The sequence below is a fragment of the Sphingobium scionense genome (genome assembly GCF_014197035.1).
Taxonomy (GTDB): domain Bacteria; phylum Pseudomonadota; class Alphaproteobacteria; order Sphingomonadales; family Sphingomonadaceae; genus Sphingobium; species Sphingobium scionense.
This window is the reverse complement of sequence record NZ_JACIEU010000009.1, coordinates 222,966-237,876: the sequence shown is the minus strand read 5'-3', so window position 1 is coordinate 237,876 and position 14,911 is coordinate 222,966. Positions and strand designations below refer to the sequence as shown.

Genomic DNA, 14,911 nt, shown 5'->3' with positions numbered 1-14,911 from the left:
TGTCGTTCGGTATCGAGGGTTCTTTCCGTCGTGACATACTGGGTCTCCTTGTTGCCCATTATGCCTCGCCGCACACGAAATTCCTGACAGTCCCGCGAAGGGCCGATGTCATCGGCATCTTTCCCAATGATGCCTCGGTCATACGCCTCGTCGGCGCGCTGATGCTGGAGCAGAATGATGAATGGGCGGTGTCACGCCGCTACATGACGCTGGAAACAATCGGCGCGGTGAGCCATAACCCCATTGTCAGCCTGCCAGCTCTGGCTGCCTGACCCGAACCCGATCCCGATCCTGCCGTGGATTGACGGTTCCTACACCACCTCCTGGGACACGACCCGAACTCACGCGCCTCGGCATGCTTGAATGCTGGGCAGGAACACGTGCTAAGACTGAAGCTTTCAATCGATTCCCACTTCCTCTTGCCACAACCGCATTACTTACCAGCCCAGCCACCTCAATGGCTGCACTGGACAACGCGATACGAACGAAACACAATCACCTCTCCTTCCAGCAGCCAGAGAAGATCGCAGACGCTATTCGCCTCTTTTCTTCTTCGAGCTTATGGGATGAAGTCGCCGCACACATAGGCTCTGCCCCAAAAACTTTAAAAGCTACGCTCGGAATCATCATCGATCGTAGGAATAAAATTGCGCACGAATCGGATGTAGACCCATCCTTTCCTAATCAAAGGTGGCCGATTGAACCTCTAATGGTCGAAAACATGGTCAACGATATCGAGAAAATTGGACACGCCATTCACGCCATCTGCGTATAATCTTGGCCCCGCCCCTGTCCTACTCCTCCACCCGCATGATAGCCTCGCCGGCACGACCGACATGCCCTTTCTCCACTTCACCTCCGTCCCGATGCTGCGCCGGCGCGCGTCGGGCTGGTCGTCGGCCGTGCAGCGCCCCTTCCTGCTCGCGCGCAGGACCGTGGCGGCGCCCCCACTTCGCAAAAATTCTCCTATTGCGAAGTCGTCGTTGCAATTCGCCAACCGCAGAAATGCGTCATGCAGAACGGTGTGTACTTTGCAGCCTTCGCATCGCGGACCGCACGCCCTTCGTCACACCCACCTCAATCCATCCCCACCGCAAATTCCCTGTCGAAATCCGCCGATAATATGCGACATGAAGGGCAAGACTGCCTGATGGAGACGATTTCCCCATGACGACCTCCCGCCGCGATTTCCTCGTCGCCGGCTCCTCCGCCCTTGCCCTTTCCGCCCTCCCCGCCCGCACCCTGGCGCAGGCAACGACAGCCGACGCCCGCGCCGAAGCCCTGCTCGCCGGCATGGCCGAGGCGATGCTGGCCGATGCGCCCGAAACGGCGAGCGGCCTTGGCCTCGACACCGGCGCCCGCGCCCCGCTCAAAGCGCGCCTGGGCGACAAGAGCCCGGCCGGCCAGTCCCGGATCGCCGCCCATGTGAAGGATCGCCTGACCCAGCTGCGCGCCGTCGATCTCGACGCCCTGTCGCCCGCCACCCGCACCGATGTGGAGGTGGTGCGCGCCGCCCATGAACTGGCCGATGCCGGCTTCGCCTTCCCCTTTGGCGACATGGCGATGATGAACAGCAACTGGTCCTATCGCAACGCGCCCTATGCCGTTGCCCAGAATACCGGCGCCTTCATCGAAACGCCCGATTTCCTCGACGCCAATCACGCCATCGCCACCCCGGCCGACGCCGACGCCTATCTCGCCCGCCTGACCCAATATGCCGCCAATCTCGACGGCGAGACCGAGCGTCTGAAGCATGACGCCGGCATCGGCGTCGTCGCCCCCGCCTTCCTGCTCGACAAGACGCTGGGCCAGATGAAGGCGGTGCAGGGCCAGCCGATCGACCAGTGGGTGCCGGTCGCCTCGATCGCGCGCCGCACCAAAGACATGCAGGGCGATTATGCCGCCAAGGCGCAGCAGATCACCCGCACCGCCATCGCCCCCGCCCTCGCCCGCCAGGCCGCCGAACTCTCCCGCCAGCGCGCTGGCGCCACCATGGATGCGGGCGTGTGGAAACTGCCGCAGGGCGATGCCTATTATGCCTGGGCGCTCCAGGCCGGCACCACCACCACCATGTCGCCCGACGAAGTCCACGCGCTGGGCCAGGAACAGCTCAAGGCCCTCCAGTCGGAAATGGACCGGCTCTTGAAATCCCTCGGCATGACCAAGGGGACCGTAGGCGAGCGGATGACGGCGATGGGCAAGGATCCGCGCTACCTCTTCCCCAATGACGACAAGGGTCGCCAGCAGATCCTCTCCTATATCGACGGGCGCCTCGCCGATATCCGCACCCGCCTGCCCCGTGCCTTCGCGACTTTGGTGCCGGCCAGGCTGGTGGTGAAGCGGGTGCCGGTGGAGATCGAGGCGGGGGCGCCGGGCGCCTATGCCGGCGCGGGTACGATCGACGGCAGCGTGCCGGGCAATTATTATATCAACCTGCGCGATACCAGCATCTGGCCGCGCTATGCGCTGCCGACCCTTTGCTATCATGAGGGGATTCCGGGCCATATCTGGCAGGGCGAATATACCTACAAGCTGCCGCTGATCCGTTCCATGCTCGCCTTCAACGCCTATTCGGAGGGCTGGGCGCTCTATGCCGAGCAGCTGGGCGACGAACTGGGCGCCTATGACGGCGATGTCGCCGGGCGGCTGGGCTATCTCCAGTCGATCGCCTATCGCTGCTGCCGCCTGGTGGTCGACACCGGCCTTCATGCCAAGCGCTGGACCCGCGAACAGGCGATCCACTGGTTCGCCACCACCAACGGTTCCACGGTCGAGGATGTCCAGGGCGAGGTCGACCGTTATTGCGCCTGGCCGGGCCAGGCCTGCGGCTACAAGGTCGGCCATGGCGAAATCGTCCGCCTGCGGGCACAGGCGCAACAGGCGCTGGGCGACAAGTTCGACTTCCGCCTGTTCAACGACGCCGTGGTCAAGGGTGGCGGCGTGCCGATGACCGTGCTGGCGAAGACTGTCGACGCCTATGTCGCGGGGCGAAAGGGCGCGTAAAACAACCGTTCGGGCTGAGCGAAGTCGAAGCCTTCTGCCGAACGCAGTGAGGCACCTCGCTCCGCTCGGCACGTCCTTCGACTTCGCTCAGGACGAACGGACCTGACGCAACAAAAAAAGCCGGAGGATCGCTCCCCCGGCCCTTTCCTATCTCTTTGCGTCCAGCCTTCAGCCTACAAACGCGCGCTCGATCACGAACTGCCCCGGCGCCGCATTGGAACCTTCGGTGAAGCCCTGTTCCTCGAAATAGGCGCCGAACTGCTTGATCATCTCCATGCTGCCGCACATCATGATCCGGTCGGTGTCGGGATCGAACTTGGCCGCGCCCGGAATCCCCTCGAACAGCGCGCCGCTCTCGACCAGCTTGTCGATGCGTGCGGTGTGGCCGTCGAACGGCTCGCGGGTCACGGTCGGCACATAATGGAACTGGTTGGGGGCCTGTTCCGACACCAGCGGGTCGTCGCCCCATTTGCCTTCCATCTCATCGCGGAAGGCCAGGTCGCTCACGCGGCGCACCGAATGCACCACCACGACCTGCTCGTAGAACTCATAGACATCCGGATCGCGCGGCAGGCTCAGGAACGGCGCCAGGCCGGTGCCGGTCGACAGCATGAACAGCCGCTTGCCCGGCAGCAGCGCGTCGGTCACCAGCGTGCCGGTCGGCTTGCGGCCGAGATAGATCTGGTCGCCCGGCTCGATCTTCTGCAGCTTGCTGGTCAGCGGACCGTCCTGAACCTTGATCGACAGGAATTCGATTTCCTCGTCCCAGGCGGGGCTGGCGATCGAGTAGGCGCGCAGCAGCGGCTTGCCGTTGTCGCCCTTCAGGCCGATCATGATGAACTCGCCCGAGCGGAAGCGGAAGCTGGCCGGGCGGCTGATGCGGAAGCTGAACAGATGCTCGTTCCAGTGCTTCACCGACAGCACGGTTTCCACGGAAAGCGCGCCGGTGGGTTCCAGAACCGGCTTTTCGATCGTCACGTCGGTCAAGACCTTATCCTTGCATTTCGTCGGCGCCGCCATGATCGGGCAGCGCCAGTTGCGGATCATTCGCAATAATGGTGTAGTCCGCAAATGGCCCCACCGCATCGCGAAGGCAAGGCCAAAAAAACTTGTCGGATGCCAAGGGCGGGCTTTGCCGGTCCGCCCCGTGCGCCATTGCCGGCCCGCCCCTCGCTGCCGTTCAGCCGAACAGACCCTTGGCCAGGCTGCTCAGTTCATTGAGTGGATTGCCGTCGCCGTCGCGATCCAGGAAGCCGCCCAACTGGCCCAATATCGCTTCCGGCCCGCCAAACTGGCCCAGCAACTGCTGCAGCGCATCGGCCGACACGCCATGCTCGGCCGCCGTCTCGGCCAGCGCCGACACGCTGGTTTCGCCGCTGCCGATCTTGGCGCCGATCTCGTTCAGCAGGCCCTGCATCTGTTCCGGCTCCAGCCCGACCTTCTGCGCGATCGCTTCCAGCCCGCCCAGATTGCCCATCAGATTGTCGAACATGCCCATGCTAATCTCCGCTGCCATGATAGGCGGACAGCATAGCACCGCCGCGCTCCCGCCAAAAGCAAAAGAGCCGGCGCGTTGCCGCCCCGGCCCCTTCATTGCGATGGTGCGCCCGGTCAGGCGGCGGTCAGCGCCGCGCTGCGCACGCCATCGTCGACATGTTCCTCGAACTGGGCGAAATTGTCGACGAAGGCCTTCACTAGCGTCGCCGCCGTCGCGTCATAGGCCTCCTTGTCGGCCCACATCGCGCGCGGATCGAGGATCTGGCTGTCGACGCCATTGACCGCCACCGGCACCTCGAACCCGAAATTGGGATCAGTGCGGAATTCGGCGCTGTTCAGGCTGCCGTCGAGCGCGGCGTTGAGCAGCGCGCGCGTCACCTTGATCGGCATCCGCTTGATCCCTGGCATCGTCGCCTTGCCGCCGGCCCAGCCGGTGTTGACCAGCCAGCAGGTGACGCCGCCCTTGTTGATCCGCTCTTTCAGCAGATTGCCATAGACGCTGGGGTGGCGCGGCATGAAGGGCGCGCCGAAGCAGGTGGAGAAGGTCGCGGTCGGCTCGGTCACGCCGATCTCGGTGCCCGCGACGCGCGCGGTATAGCCCGACAGGAAGTGATACATCGCCTGTTCCGGCGTCAGCCGCGCGATCGGCGGGAGAACGCCGTAAGCATCGGCCGTCAGGAAGATGATGTTCTTGGGCACCGGCCCCAGATTCTTCTCCGACGTGTTGGGGATGAAGTCGATCGGGTAGGAACCGCGGCTATTCTCGGCCAGGCTATTGTCGTCCAGGTCGATCTCGCGGCTTTCCTCGTCGATCACGACATTTTCCAGCACCGTGCCGAACCGCTTGGTGGTGGCGAAGATCTCCGGCTCGGCCTCGGCCGACAGGTTGATCATCTTGGCATAGCAGCCGCCCTCGAAATTGAAGACCGCCTGGTCCGACCAGCCATGCTCGTCATCGCCGATCAGGGTGCGGCTGGCGTCCGCCGACAGCGTCGTCTTGCCGGTGCCGCTGAGGCCGAAGAAGACGGCCGTGTCGCCGTTCGCGCCGATATTGGCCGAACAGTGCATCGGCATCACGCCCTTGGTCGGCAGCAGATAGTTCAGGATGCCAAACACCGACTTCTTCATTTCGCCGGCATAGCGGGTGCCGCCGATCAGGATCAGCTTCTCGGTGAAGTTGACCGCGATCACCGTCTCGCTGCGGCAGCCATGGCGCACCGGATCGGCGACGAAGGTCGGCAGGTCGATGATGGTATATTCGGGCGCGAAATCAGCCAGCGCCTGCGCCTCGGGCCGCACCAGCAGCGTGCGGATGAACAGATTATGCCAGGCGAACTCGTTGATGACGCGTACATTGACGCGATATTCGGGCTGCGACCCGCCATAGAGGTCGGCGACGTAGAGCTTGTCCTTGCTCCCCAGCGCCTTGAAGAAATCCTCCTTCAGTGCGGCGAAATGCGCCGGCGTCATCGGCACATTAGTCTTGCCCCACCAGACGGTGTCCTGGGTCTCGGCATCCTGGACGATGAACTTGTCGCTGGCGCTGCGGCCGGTATGCTTCCCGGTCTTGACGACCAGCGGGCCGTCCTTGGCCAATATGCCCTCGCCATTGGCAAGCGCGGCCTCGACCAGCGGCGCGGTGCCGAGGTTCCAAAACTGGGTGGCATGGGTGGAGATGCCCTGGTCGACCAGGGTGATTGAGGATTTGGCCTGCACGCCTTAGCTCCTGATGTAAAAAGTCCCTTAGTCGCTTGTCTTTTTATGCGACCGGCCCGTCGGGGAGCGCCGCGATCCTTGTCGCGCGGACATCCTCCCCTTCAAGCCATACCGGCATAGGACTTTGCGCTACGGTCGTCAAATAGGGGCGAACCACAGCCCGTCCCGAAAAACGACGCGCGGGTCGCAGCGACAATTACGCCGCCCCTTCCTTGCAGGCCCGGCGGCCATCGTCTAACGCTGGATGCCTTCACCCATTTTATCATGACGTTCCGGGACGCAGCATGACCGCAACCATCGCGCTGGTGGATGATGACAAGAATATCCTGACGTCGGTGTCGATCGCGCTGCAGACCGAAGGGTTCGTCACGCGCATCTATACCGACCCGGAAACCGCGCTGAAGGCTCTGACCGACAACGCGGCGGACCTTGGCGTGTTCGATATCAAGATGCCGCAGATGGACGGGCTGGAACTGCTGCGCCGCCTGCGCGAAAAGAGCCAGATGCCGGTCATCTTCCTCACCTCCAAGGCGGATGAGCTGGACGAGGCGCTGGGCCTGGCCATGGGCGCGGACGATTATATCTCCAAACCCTTCTCGCAGCGGCTGCTGATCGCGCGCATCCGCGCCATCCTGCGTCGTGCGGAGATCAGCCGCACGCCCGAAGCCGCCGACGAGCCACCGTCCGATCCGATCGTGCGCGGCCGGCTGGAAATGGACCCGCCCCGCCATCGGGTGAAATGGGACGGCAAGGATGTGACGCTGACCGTCACCGAATTCCTGATCCTGGAAACCCTTGCCGCGCGCCCCGGCGTGGTCAAGAACCGCAACCAGTTGATGGACGCCGCCTATCAGGACGACGTCTATGTCGACGACCGCACCATCGACAGCCACATCAAGCGGCTGCGCCGTAAATTTCGTGAGGTAGACCCTGACTTCAACGCAATCGACACGCTCTATGGCGCCGGATATCGCTTCTCCGAAGAATGAGGACGCGCCGCTCGCGGTGCGCTGGTCGGGGCGATTGAGCCTCACGCCGCGCATCCTGGCGGTCAACGTCTTCGCCCTCGCCCTGCTGGCGGGTGGCTTCTTCTATCTGGACAGTTATCGCACGCGGATCGTCGACGATCGGCTGGAACAGTCGGCGCGCGAGCTGAAGCTGCTGGCCATCGGTCTCGACAATGCGCCACCCGACCGGCAGAATGCGCTGATCGCCGCCTATGCGCGCCAGACCGGTGACCGGGTGCGCCGCTATGACGCGGCCGGCAATCTGGTGGCCGACAGTTTCGCGATGGATGCGCCGCGCTACCGGCTGCGCCTGCCCTCGGAAGAGGAATGGCAGCGCCATGTCGCCCGCTTCCTCGACAAGGCGGTCGACCGCATCGTATCCGCCGATCGCCCGCCCAATTTCGAGGAGCCGGCTGTCGATCGCGCCAGCGCCTGGCCCGAACTGGTGCTGGCCGCCAAGACGCGCCAGCCCCAGGCGATGAACCGCTATGCGCCCGACCGCACCTTCATGATCTCGGCCGCGGTAGCGGGGCGCGACGGCACCGGCCTGCTCGCGACGGAAAATGCGCGCGACATCACCCGCATCGTCCGCGCCGAACGGCTGCGCCTGGGCATCGTGCTGGCCGCCGCCGTCCTCGCCTCGGTACTACTGTCGCTGTTCCTGGCCCGCACCATCGTCCAGCCGCTCCAGCGCCTGGCCCGTGCCGCCGTGCGCGTTCGCCTCGGCCGCGCCCGCGAGGTCACCGTGCCCCGCCTGCCCGAGCGGCGCGACGAGATCGGCATGCTGGCCCGCGCCCTGTCGGACATGAGCCATGCGCTGCGCCAGCGGATCGACGCGACCGACGCCTTCGCCGCCGACGTCAGCCACGAACTCAAGAACCCGATCGCCTCGCTCCGCTCCGCGCTCGATTCGCTCGAACGGGTGGACCGGCCGGATCTGCGCGACCAGTTGATGGCGATCGCGCAGGATGATGTCCGCCGGCTCGACCGGCTCGTCACCGACATTGCCGAAGCGTCGCGCATCGACGCCCAATTGTCGCGCACCCGCTTCGAGCCGATAGACCTTGGCCTGCTGATCGAGCGCATGGTGCTCGCCCGCGAGGCGCGCGGCGTACCGCGCGGCATCCGCCTCGCCTTCGCCCGCCCGCGCAAGGAGGTCGCCGTCGTTCTGGGCGAGGAACAGCGGATCGTGCGCGTGCTCGACAATCTGATCGACAATGCCATCTCCTTCTCGCCCGACGACGGGCTGGTCCAGATCATCGCCACCGTCGCCGACAATGAGGTGCTGGTCAGCGTCGAGGATGAAGGCCCCGGCGTGCCCGAGGGCGAGCGCGAACATGTCTTCCGCCGCTTCCACAGCGTCCGCCCGGAGGGCGAGGCGTTCGGCAAGCATTCCGGCCTGGGCCTCGCCATCGCCCGCTCGATCGTCGAGGGACATCAGGGCAAGATCAGCATCGCCGACCGCGAGGATATGCAGAGCGGCGCGCGTTTCATCGTCCGCCTGCCCATGGCGGTGGAACGCGACCCCGGCATGATGTCCGAATGAAAGCAATAAGCTGTTCATTCCTCCGCACCACAATGCCAGCCCGCGATGCCGCGTGAATCGACGCAATTCGATTTCCAACGCGGCGAACTGGGGCTAGAAGCAGGAAGGCAGGGGAACATGGTGCGGGCACTTTCATCAGAGACGCTTCACGCAACGACCGTGGCGATCGACGGCCGATCGGTGCTGCTCTATGGCGCCAGCGGCATGGGCAAGTCCGACCTTGCGCTGCGCCTGATCGACCGCGGCGCGACGCTGGTTTCCGACGATTACACATTGCTCAAGCGGGTCGACGGCCGGCTGATCGCCACCGCCCCCGAAACCATCAGCGGCCAGATGGAAGTGCGCGGCATCGGCATCGTGCCCGTCCCCCATGTCGGCGATTCGCCGGTCGCCCTGATCGTCGATCTGACCGAAACGGTCGAACGCATGCCGATGCACGCCGCCACCCGCACCATCGCCGGTGTCGAAATTCCGCTGGTCGCCGTCGTCGCGCATGAGGCGTCAGCGCCGATCAAGGTCGAACTGGCACTCAAGGCATTGGGCAAGACATGACAACCACCACGCCCAAGACCATCCTGCTCGTCTCGGGCCTGTCGGGCGCCGGCAAGACCACGGCGCTCAAGACGCTGGAGGATATGGGCTGGGAAGTGGTGGACAATCTGCCGCTGGTGCTGCTCGATCGCCTGCTCGACACCCCCCTGCCCGCCGGCCATGGCGGGGAGGATGACCGGCCACTGGCGCTGGGTATCGACGCCCGCACCCGCGGCTTCGACGCCAATGCCATCGTCCAGCGGATCAAGGCGCTGCGCGAACGGCACGGCCATGATGTCGAAACCCTGTTTCTGGAATGTTCGGGCACGGAACTGGAGCGGCGCTATGCCGAAACCCGCCGTCGCCACCCGCTGGCGCAGGATCGCCCGGCCGCCGACGGCATCGCCCGCGAACGCGAACTGACCGAACCGCTCCGCCGCTGGGCCACACAGCTGATCGACACGACCAGCCTGACCAGCAATGCACTGCAGCAGGAAATGCGCGTGCGCTTTTCCCGCGAACGCCTGTCCGATCCGGTGCTGACCCTGCTGTCCTTCGGCTATTCGCGCGGCGTGCCGCGCAATGTCGACCTGATGTTCGACATGCGCTTCCTGCGTAACCCTTTCTGGGACGAGGATTTGCGTCCCAAGACCGGCCTCGACGCCGACGTCGCCGCCTATATCCAGGCCGATCCTGCCTATGAGGAGGCCCTGGGCAAGATCCAGGATCTGCTGACGACCTTGCTGCCGCGCTACGCTGAAGCGGGCAAAACCTATATTACCGTGGCTTTTGGCTGCACCGGCGGGCGCCATCGCTCGGTCCATGTCGCCGAACATGTCGCTAGATACTTGCAAGATGCGGGCTTTTCGCCCACCGTCTCGCACCGCAATATGGAATCAGCGCCCCAGGATAGTCTGGAGAAGCGCAGACCGGGAGGCCCGAAAGCAATATCATGACAAAGGTGGGCCGCGGAAGCAGATGATCGGACTCGTACTCGTCACCCATGGGTCGCTTGCGACGGAATTCGTCGTGGCCATGGAACATGTCGTGGGACCGCAACAGCAGATCGAAACGATCTGCATCGGGCCGGAGGATGACATGGAACTGCGCCGCGCGGACATCGCGGCGGCGGTCGCACGCGTCAACGACGGCGCCGGCGTCATCCTGCTGACCGACCTGTTTGGCGGCACCCCCTCCAACCTCGCCATCTCGCTGCTCAAGGCAGGCGAGATCGAGGTGATCGCGGGCATCAACCTGCCCATGCTCATCCGCCTGGAAAGCGCCCGCAAGGTGATGGACGTGCGCGCCGCCGTCGCCGCCGCCCGCGAAGCAGGCCAGAAATATATCAGCGTCGCATCGGAATTGCTGGGCAGCACCTCATGAATGATATCAGCCGGGAAGTCAGGATCAGCAACAAGCGCGGCCTCCACGCCCGTGCCAGCGCGAAATTCGTGACCCTGGCCAGCGGCCTGCCCGCCCAGATCACCGTCAGCAAGGATGGCAGCGAAGTCACCGGCACGTCGATCATGGGCCTGATGATGCTCGGCGCCGCCATGGGCGACAGCATCACCATCAGCGCCGCCGGTCCCGACGCGCATGACAGCCTGCACCAGCTCGTTACCCTGGTCGAAGACAAGTTCGGCGAGGAATAGACGCGCGACCAGGGGGCCGGTTGCCGCGACGGGCAACCATCCTAACATTGACGTCTCCGATCTGGCGTTCCATCTTGCAGCACTGGGCGAGCGCTGATCGGGAGGCAGCATTCGCCACTGGTTCAAGTGGATAGGCGCCATGCTCGACACAAAATTGAACGACGAAGCCGCCCGTCTGGCCGCACTTGGGCGCTATGAAATCCTCGATACACCGGCTGAGCCCGCCTTTGACCGCATCACCCAGCTTGTCCGGTCGATTCTGGGCGTGCCGATGTCGGTGGTGGCACTGATCGACAGCGATCGCCAATGGTTCAAGTCGCGTACCGGCATCGACACGACCGAAACCCCGCGAGATCTCGCCTTCTGCAACCACACCATCCGCGACCGTGTCCCGCTGGTCGTCCCCGATGCCTGCTCGGATGCCCGTTTCAGCAGCAATCCGCTGGTCACCGGCGATCCCAATATCCGCAGCTATGCCGGCGTCCCGCTGGCGACGCCCGACGGCTATAATGTCGGCACCCTCTGCGCGATCGACACCGTGCCGCGCGAATTTGATCCCGGCCAGATCGCCATCCTCGAAAATCTCGGCGCGCTGGTGGTCGAACAACTGGAACTGCGCCGCATCGCCGAGCGCGATCATCTGAGCGGTGCCCTCACCCGCCGTGCCTTCGTCGCGGAGATGGACAAGCATATCGGCCTGTTCCGGCGCTACCAGCGCCCGGCCAGCCTGCTGCTGTTCGACATCGACCATTTCAAGCGGGTCAACGACACCCACGGCCACCCCGCCGGCGATGTCGTGATCCGCGAAGTCGCGGCCTGTTGCGACCGGACCAAGCGCCCAAACGATATTCTCGGCCGTCTTGGCGGCGAGGAATTCGGCGTGTTGCTTCCCGAAAGCAACGCGTCGCAGGCCGGTGCCGCTGCCCAGCGTTTCTGCGATGCCATCGCCGCGCTGGAAATTGCTCATATGCCGCCGCTGCGCGTCACCGCCAGCTTCGGCATTGCCGAGATCGGCCCCGACCGGATCAGCAGTGACGCCTGGCTCGCAGCGGCCGATATCGCCCTCTATGCCGCCAAGCATGGCGGCCGCAATCGCGTCGCCATCGCGAAATCGGACGCCGCGCAGCCCGACTGACAGCGAAGGACTGTCCTTTTCCCGATTCCGTCGATAGAGAGGCCGCTTCGTCCGCACTGGTCGCGGACCAGCAGGCAGGACGCAGAACGTGGCACGCGAAATCACCGGTTTTTCCAATCCGCTGGTCAAGCGCGTGCGCTCGCTGCGGGAAAAGAAATATCGCAAGGCCGAAGGGCTGTTCCTTGCCGAAGGGCTGCGCATCCTGACCGAAGCACGCGAGGAAGGCGTGCTGCCCGAAATGCTCTTCCATGCCGGCTCCACCCACCCGCTCGCGCTCGACCTGATCGACGCGATCGAGGCGGACGGCGGCGACGTGATCGAAACCACGCCCGACATCCTCTCCAAGATCAGCGGCAAGGACAATGCTCAGGCCGTGGTCGGCGTCTATCGCGATCGGCTGACCCCGCTGGAGAAGCTCGATCGCGGCACGGCCGACATCTGGATCGTCGCCCAGTCGCTACGCGACCCCGGCAATCTCGGCACTATCCTGCGCACCGGCGACGCGGTGGGCGCCGGCGGCCTCATCCTGATCGATGATTGCGTCGACCCCTTCTCGGTGGAATCGGTGCGCGCCAGCATGGGCGCCCTGTTCACCCAGTCGATCACCCAGGCACGCTGGGGCGAATTCATGCACTGGCTGCGCCAGGGGCCGGGCGAGCTGATCGGCACCAGCCTGAAAGCGACCCAGGATTATCAGGAACCAAGTTATCAGAGCCCCAGCTTCCTGCTGGTCGGCAATGAGGCCCAGGGCCTGCCCGAAAGCTATGAGGCCGAATGCGACCAGCTGGTGAAGATGCCGATGCTGGGCAAGGCCGACAGCCTCAACGCCGCGGTCGCGACGGCGGTCATGGCCTATGAGCTGCTGAACCAGAAACGAAAGACATCATAATCGTCATCCCAGCGAAGGCTGGGATCTCATTTTTCTTCAGACATATGGAAGAAGAGCGATGCCAGCCTCCGCTGGCATGACGTCAAAAGGGGCGAGAAGACGTGACACAGACGAGCGGCATGGGCGCAATGTGGCTGCACAAGCGGGTGCTGGCGGCCAGCCTCATCGGCACGGCGGTCGAATTTTACGACTTCTACATTTACGCCACCGCCGCCAGCCTGATCTTCCCCTCGCTCTTCTTCCCCTCTTCCTCGCCCTCGGCGCAGTTGATGGCCTCCTATGGCAGCCTCGCCCTCGCCTTCCTCGCCCGTCCCCTGGGCGCCGCCGTCTTCGGCCATTATGGCGACCGGATCGGGCGCAAGGCGACATTGGTCACCTCGCTGATGCTGATGGGCGGCTGCACATTGCTGATCGGCTTCCTGCCGACCTATCTGATGATCGGCTTCTGGGCACCGCTGATCCTGTGCGTGTTGCGCTTCGGCCAGGGCTTTGGCCTGGGCGGCGAATGGGGCGGTGCGGCGCTGCTGGCGGTCGAGAATGCGCCCGAAGGCTGGCGCGCGCGCTTCGGCATGTTCCCGCAACTGGGCGCCCCGGTCGGCTTCATCGCCGCCAACGGCCTGTTCCTGCTGCTCGGCGCCTTTCTGACCGACGCGGAATTCTTTGCCTGGGGCTGGCGCCTGCCGTTCCTGGGCAGTTCGGTCCTCGTGATCCTCGGCCTCTGGGTGCGCCTCAAGCTCACCGAGACGCCCGAATTTGCCGCCGCACAACAGGAAGCACCGCCGCCCGCCGTGCCGCTTGCCACCCTGCTATCGACCCATCTGGGCGCGGCCATCGCCGGCACCTTCGCCTGCGCCGCCTGCTTCGCCGTCTATTATATCGCGACCGCCTTTGCGCTCGGCTATGGCACCACCGCGCTCAAGATCGACCGGGAAATCTTCCTCGCGATCCAGCTTGGCGCCATCATGTTCATGGCGCTCAGCATCGTGATCGCCGGCTGGTGGTCGGACAAGAGCAGCCCTACCCGCGTCCTCGCCTGGGGTTGTGCCGGCACGCTGGTCATGGGCATCGTCTTCGGTCCGCTGATCGGCACCGCCGCGCTGCTGCCAATCTTCGTCGCGCTCAGCCTCGCTCTGTTCGTGATGGGCTTCATCTACGGCCCGCTCGGCGCCTATCTGCCGGCCCTCTTCCCGATCCAGTTGCGCTATACCGGGGCGTCCTTCGCATTCAACCTGGGCGGCATCCTGGGCGGCGCGCTGGCGCCGATCGTCGCCACCTGGCTGATCGGCGCGCAGGGCGTGGCATGGGTCGGCCTCTACATGTCGGCAGCCGCGCTCATCAGCCTCGCCGGCCTGTGGTGGACCAGCCGCAGCTAGGTCAGATCGACTTGCGCATCAGGATCATCGGCACGCCGCTATCCTCGAACGGGCGGACATCGACGAAGCCGAAGCTGCGATAGAGCGGCACGCCGGCCATCGTCGCCGACAATTCCAGCGCGGCAAAGCCCTCCTGCCGGGCAGCGGCCTCGCACAGCGCCAGGATGGTCGTGCCGACCCCTTTGCGGACATGATCGGGATGGGTGTACATCGCCCGCACCTTCGCCGCCTCGTTCGCGGGATCAAGCATGCGGTCATCGCGGCCCGCCGTGTGATCACCACCATAGGCGGTCGCCCGGCGGCTCCATCCGCCGCATCCGGCGATCGCGCCGTCCGCCTCCACCACGAAATAGGTCCGGTCACCGATCAGCCGCCGGTCCAGCCCCATGAAGCCATGGCTGGCCCGTACCTGCGCCGCGGTCAGATAGGCCGATTGCAGTTGTTCGATGGCCAGCGTCATCAGGGCGGACAAAGCGGGTTCGTCGGCGGCGGTCGCCAGGCGGTTGGTCAAGGACATGATCCCTCCTGCAACGAAATCGGCCGGCCCCGCAAGGGACCGGCC

General features: G+C 64.7%; 17 protein-coding genes. 12 read left to right on the top strand and 5 right to left on the bottom strand.

The annotated features are described in order from the left end of the window. From GGQ90_RS12925 to GGQ90_RS12915, 3 genes are all read left to right on the top strand, one after another. The coding region (locus GGQ90_RS12925; RefSeq protein WP_246428233.1) for a transposase at positions 1-272 on the top strand (272 nt) is incomplete at its 5' end. A 185-nt stretch (positions 273-457) separates the two neighbouring features. Beyond that, the gene (locus GGQ90_RS12920) at positions 458-775 is read left to right on the top strand and encodes a hypothetical protein (RefSeq protein ID WP_188082498.1); all 318 of its coding nucleotides are present in this window, start codon (positions 458-460) and stop codon (positions 773-775) included. 392 nt (positions 776-1,167) lie between these two features. Next, positions 1,168-3,003: a DUF885 domain-containing protein gene (locus tag GGQ90_RS12915; protein WP_188082497.1), complete on the top strand. Its 1,836-nt coding sequence runs from the start codon at positions 1,168-1,170 to the stop codon at positions 3,001-3,003. Positions 3,004-3,171: 168 nt separating this feature from the next. Here GGQ90_RS12915 and GGQ90_RS12910 read toward each other — a convergent pair whose 3' ends face one another. The 4 genes from GGQ90_RS12910 to GGQ90_RS12900 form a co-directional block, all read right to left on the bottom strand. Continuing rightward, positions 3,172-4,023, bottom strand: coding sequence for a ferredoxin--NADP reductase (locus GGQ90_RS12910; protein ID WP_188082496.1), 852 nt, complete (start codon positions 4,021-4,023; stop codon positions 3,172-3,174). Further along, positions 3,995-4,126: a hypothetical protein gene (locus GGQ90_RS29690; protein WP_281391436.1), complete on the bottom strand. Its 132-nt coding sequence runs from the start codon at positions 4,124-4,126 to the stop codon at positions 3,995-3,997. The genes GGQ90_RS12910 and GGQ90_RS29690 overlap by 29 nt, the downstream gene beginning before the upstream one ends. A gap of 57 nt (positions 4,127-4,183) precedes the next feature. Further along, the gene (locus GGQ90_RS12905; RefSeq protein WP_188082495.1) at positions 4,184-4,501 is read right to left on the bottom strand and encodes a hypothetical protein; all 318 of its coding nucleotides are present in this window, start codon (positions 4,499-4,501) and stop codon (positions 4,184-4,186) included. 113 nt (positions 4,502-4,614) lie between these two features. After that, entirely contained in the window at positions 4,615-6,216 is a 1,602-nt protein-coding gene (locus GGQ90_RS12900) for a phosphoenolpyruvate carboxykinase (protein ID WP_188082494.1), read from the bottom strand. 284 nt (positions 6,217-6,500) lie between these two features. Between GGQ90_RS12900 and GGQ90_RS12895 the strand changes: the two genes are divergently transcribed. From GGQ90_RS12895 to GGQ90_RS12855, 9 genes are all read left to right on the top strand, one after another. Continuing rightward, positions 6,501-7,205 (top strand): response regulator transcription factor, encoded by a 705-nt coding sequence (locus GGQ90_RS12895; protein ID WP_188082493.1) that lies wholly within the window; start codon positions 6,501-6,503, stop codon positions 7,203-7,205. After that, positions 7,174-8,769, top strand: a complete 1,596-nt coding sequence (locus tag GGQ90_RS12890; RefSeq protein ID WP_188082492.1) for a sensor histidine kinase — start codon at positions 7,174-7,176, stop codon at positions 8,767-8,769. Before GGQ90_RS12895 ends, GGQ90_RS12890 begins: the two co-directional genes overlap by 32 nt. Before the next feature lie 117 nt (positions 8,770-8,886). Further along, positions 8,887-9,321: an HPr kinase/phosphorylase gene (locus tag GGQ90_RS12885; RefSeq protein WP_188082491.1), complete on the top strand. Its 435-nt coding sequence runs from the start codon at positions 8,887-8,889 to the stop codon at positions 9,319-9,321. Then, entirely contained in the window at positions 9,318-10,256 is a 939-nt protein-coding gene (gene rapZ / locus GGQ90_RS12880) for an RNase adapter RapZ (RefSeq protein WP_188082490.1), read from the top strand. Before GGQ90_RS12885 ends, rapZ begins: the two co-directional genes overlap by 4 nt. A 22-nt stretch (positions 10,257-10,278) precedes the next feature. Beyond that, positions 10,279-10,683, top strand: coding sequence for a PTS sugar transporter subunit IIA (locus GGQ90_RS12875; protein ID WP_004208084.1), 405 nt, complete (start codon positions 10,279-10,281; stop codon positions 10,681-10,683). Beyond that, a complete protein-coding gene (locus GGQ90_RS12870) occupies positions 10,680-10,952 on the top strand; it encodes an HPr family phosphocarrier protein (RefSeq protein WP_188082489.1) in 273 nt (90 codons plus the stop codon). Before GGQ90_RS12875 ends, GGQ90_RS12870 begins: the two co-directional genes overlap by 4 nt. A gap of 139 nt (positions 10,953-11,091) precedes the next feature. Beyond that, positions 11,092-12,087 carry a sensor domain-containing diguanylate cyclase gene (locus GGQ90_RS12865; RefSeq protein WP_188082488.1) on the top strand — a complete coding sequence of 332 codons (996 nt, stop codon included), beginning with the start codon at positions 11,092-11,094 and terminating at the stop codon, positions 12,085-12,087. An 88-nt stretch (positions 12,088-12,175) separates the two neighbouring features. Then, positions 12,176-12,976, top strand: a complete 801-nt coding sequence (locus GGQ90_RS12860) for a TrmH family RNA methyltransferase (RefSeq protein WP_188082487.1) — start codon at positions 12,176-12,178, stop codon at positions 12,974-12,976. Positions 12,977-13,095: 119 nt separating this feature from the next. Further along, positions 13,096-14,349: an MFS transporter gene (locus GGQ90_RS12855; protein ID WP_188082513.1), complete on the top strand. Its 1,254-nt coding sequence runs from the start codon at positions 13,096-13,098 to the stop codon at positions 14,347-14,349. A gap of 1 nt (position 14,350) precedes the next feature. Here the strand turns inward: GGQ90_RS12855 and GGQ90_RS12850 are convergent, their stop codons facing one another. Beyond that, entirely contained in the window at positions 14,351-14,866 is a 516-nt protein-coding gene (locus tag GGQ90_RS12850) for a GNAT family N-acetyltransferase (RefSeq protein WP_188082486.1), read from the bottom strand. Positions 14,867-14,911 lie beyond the last annotated feature (45 nt).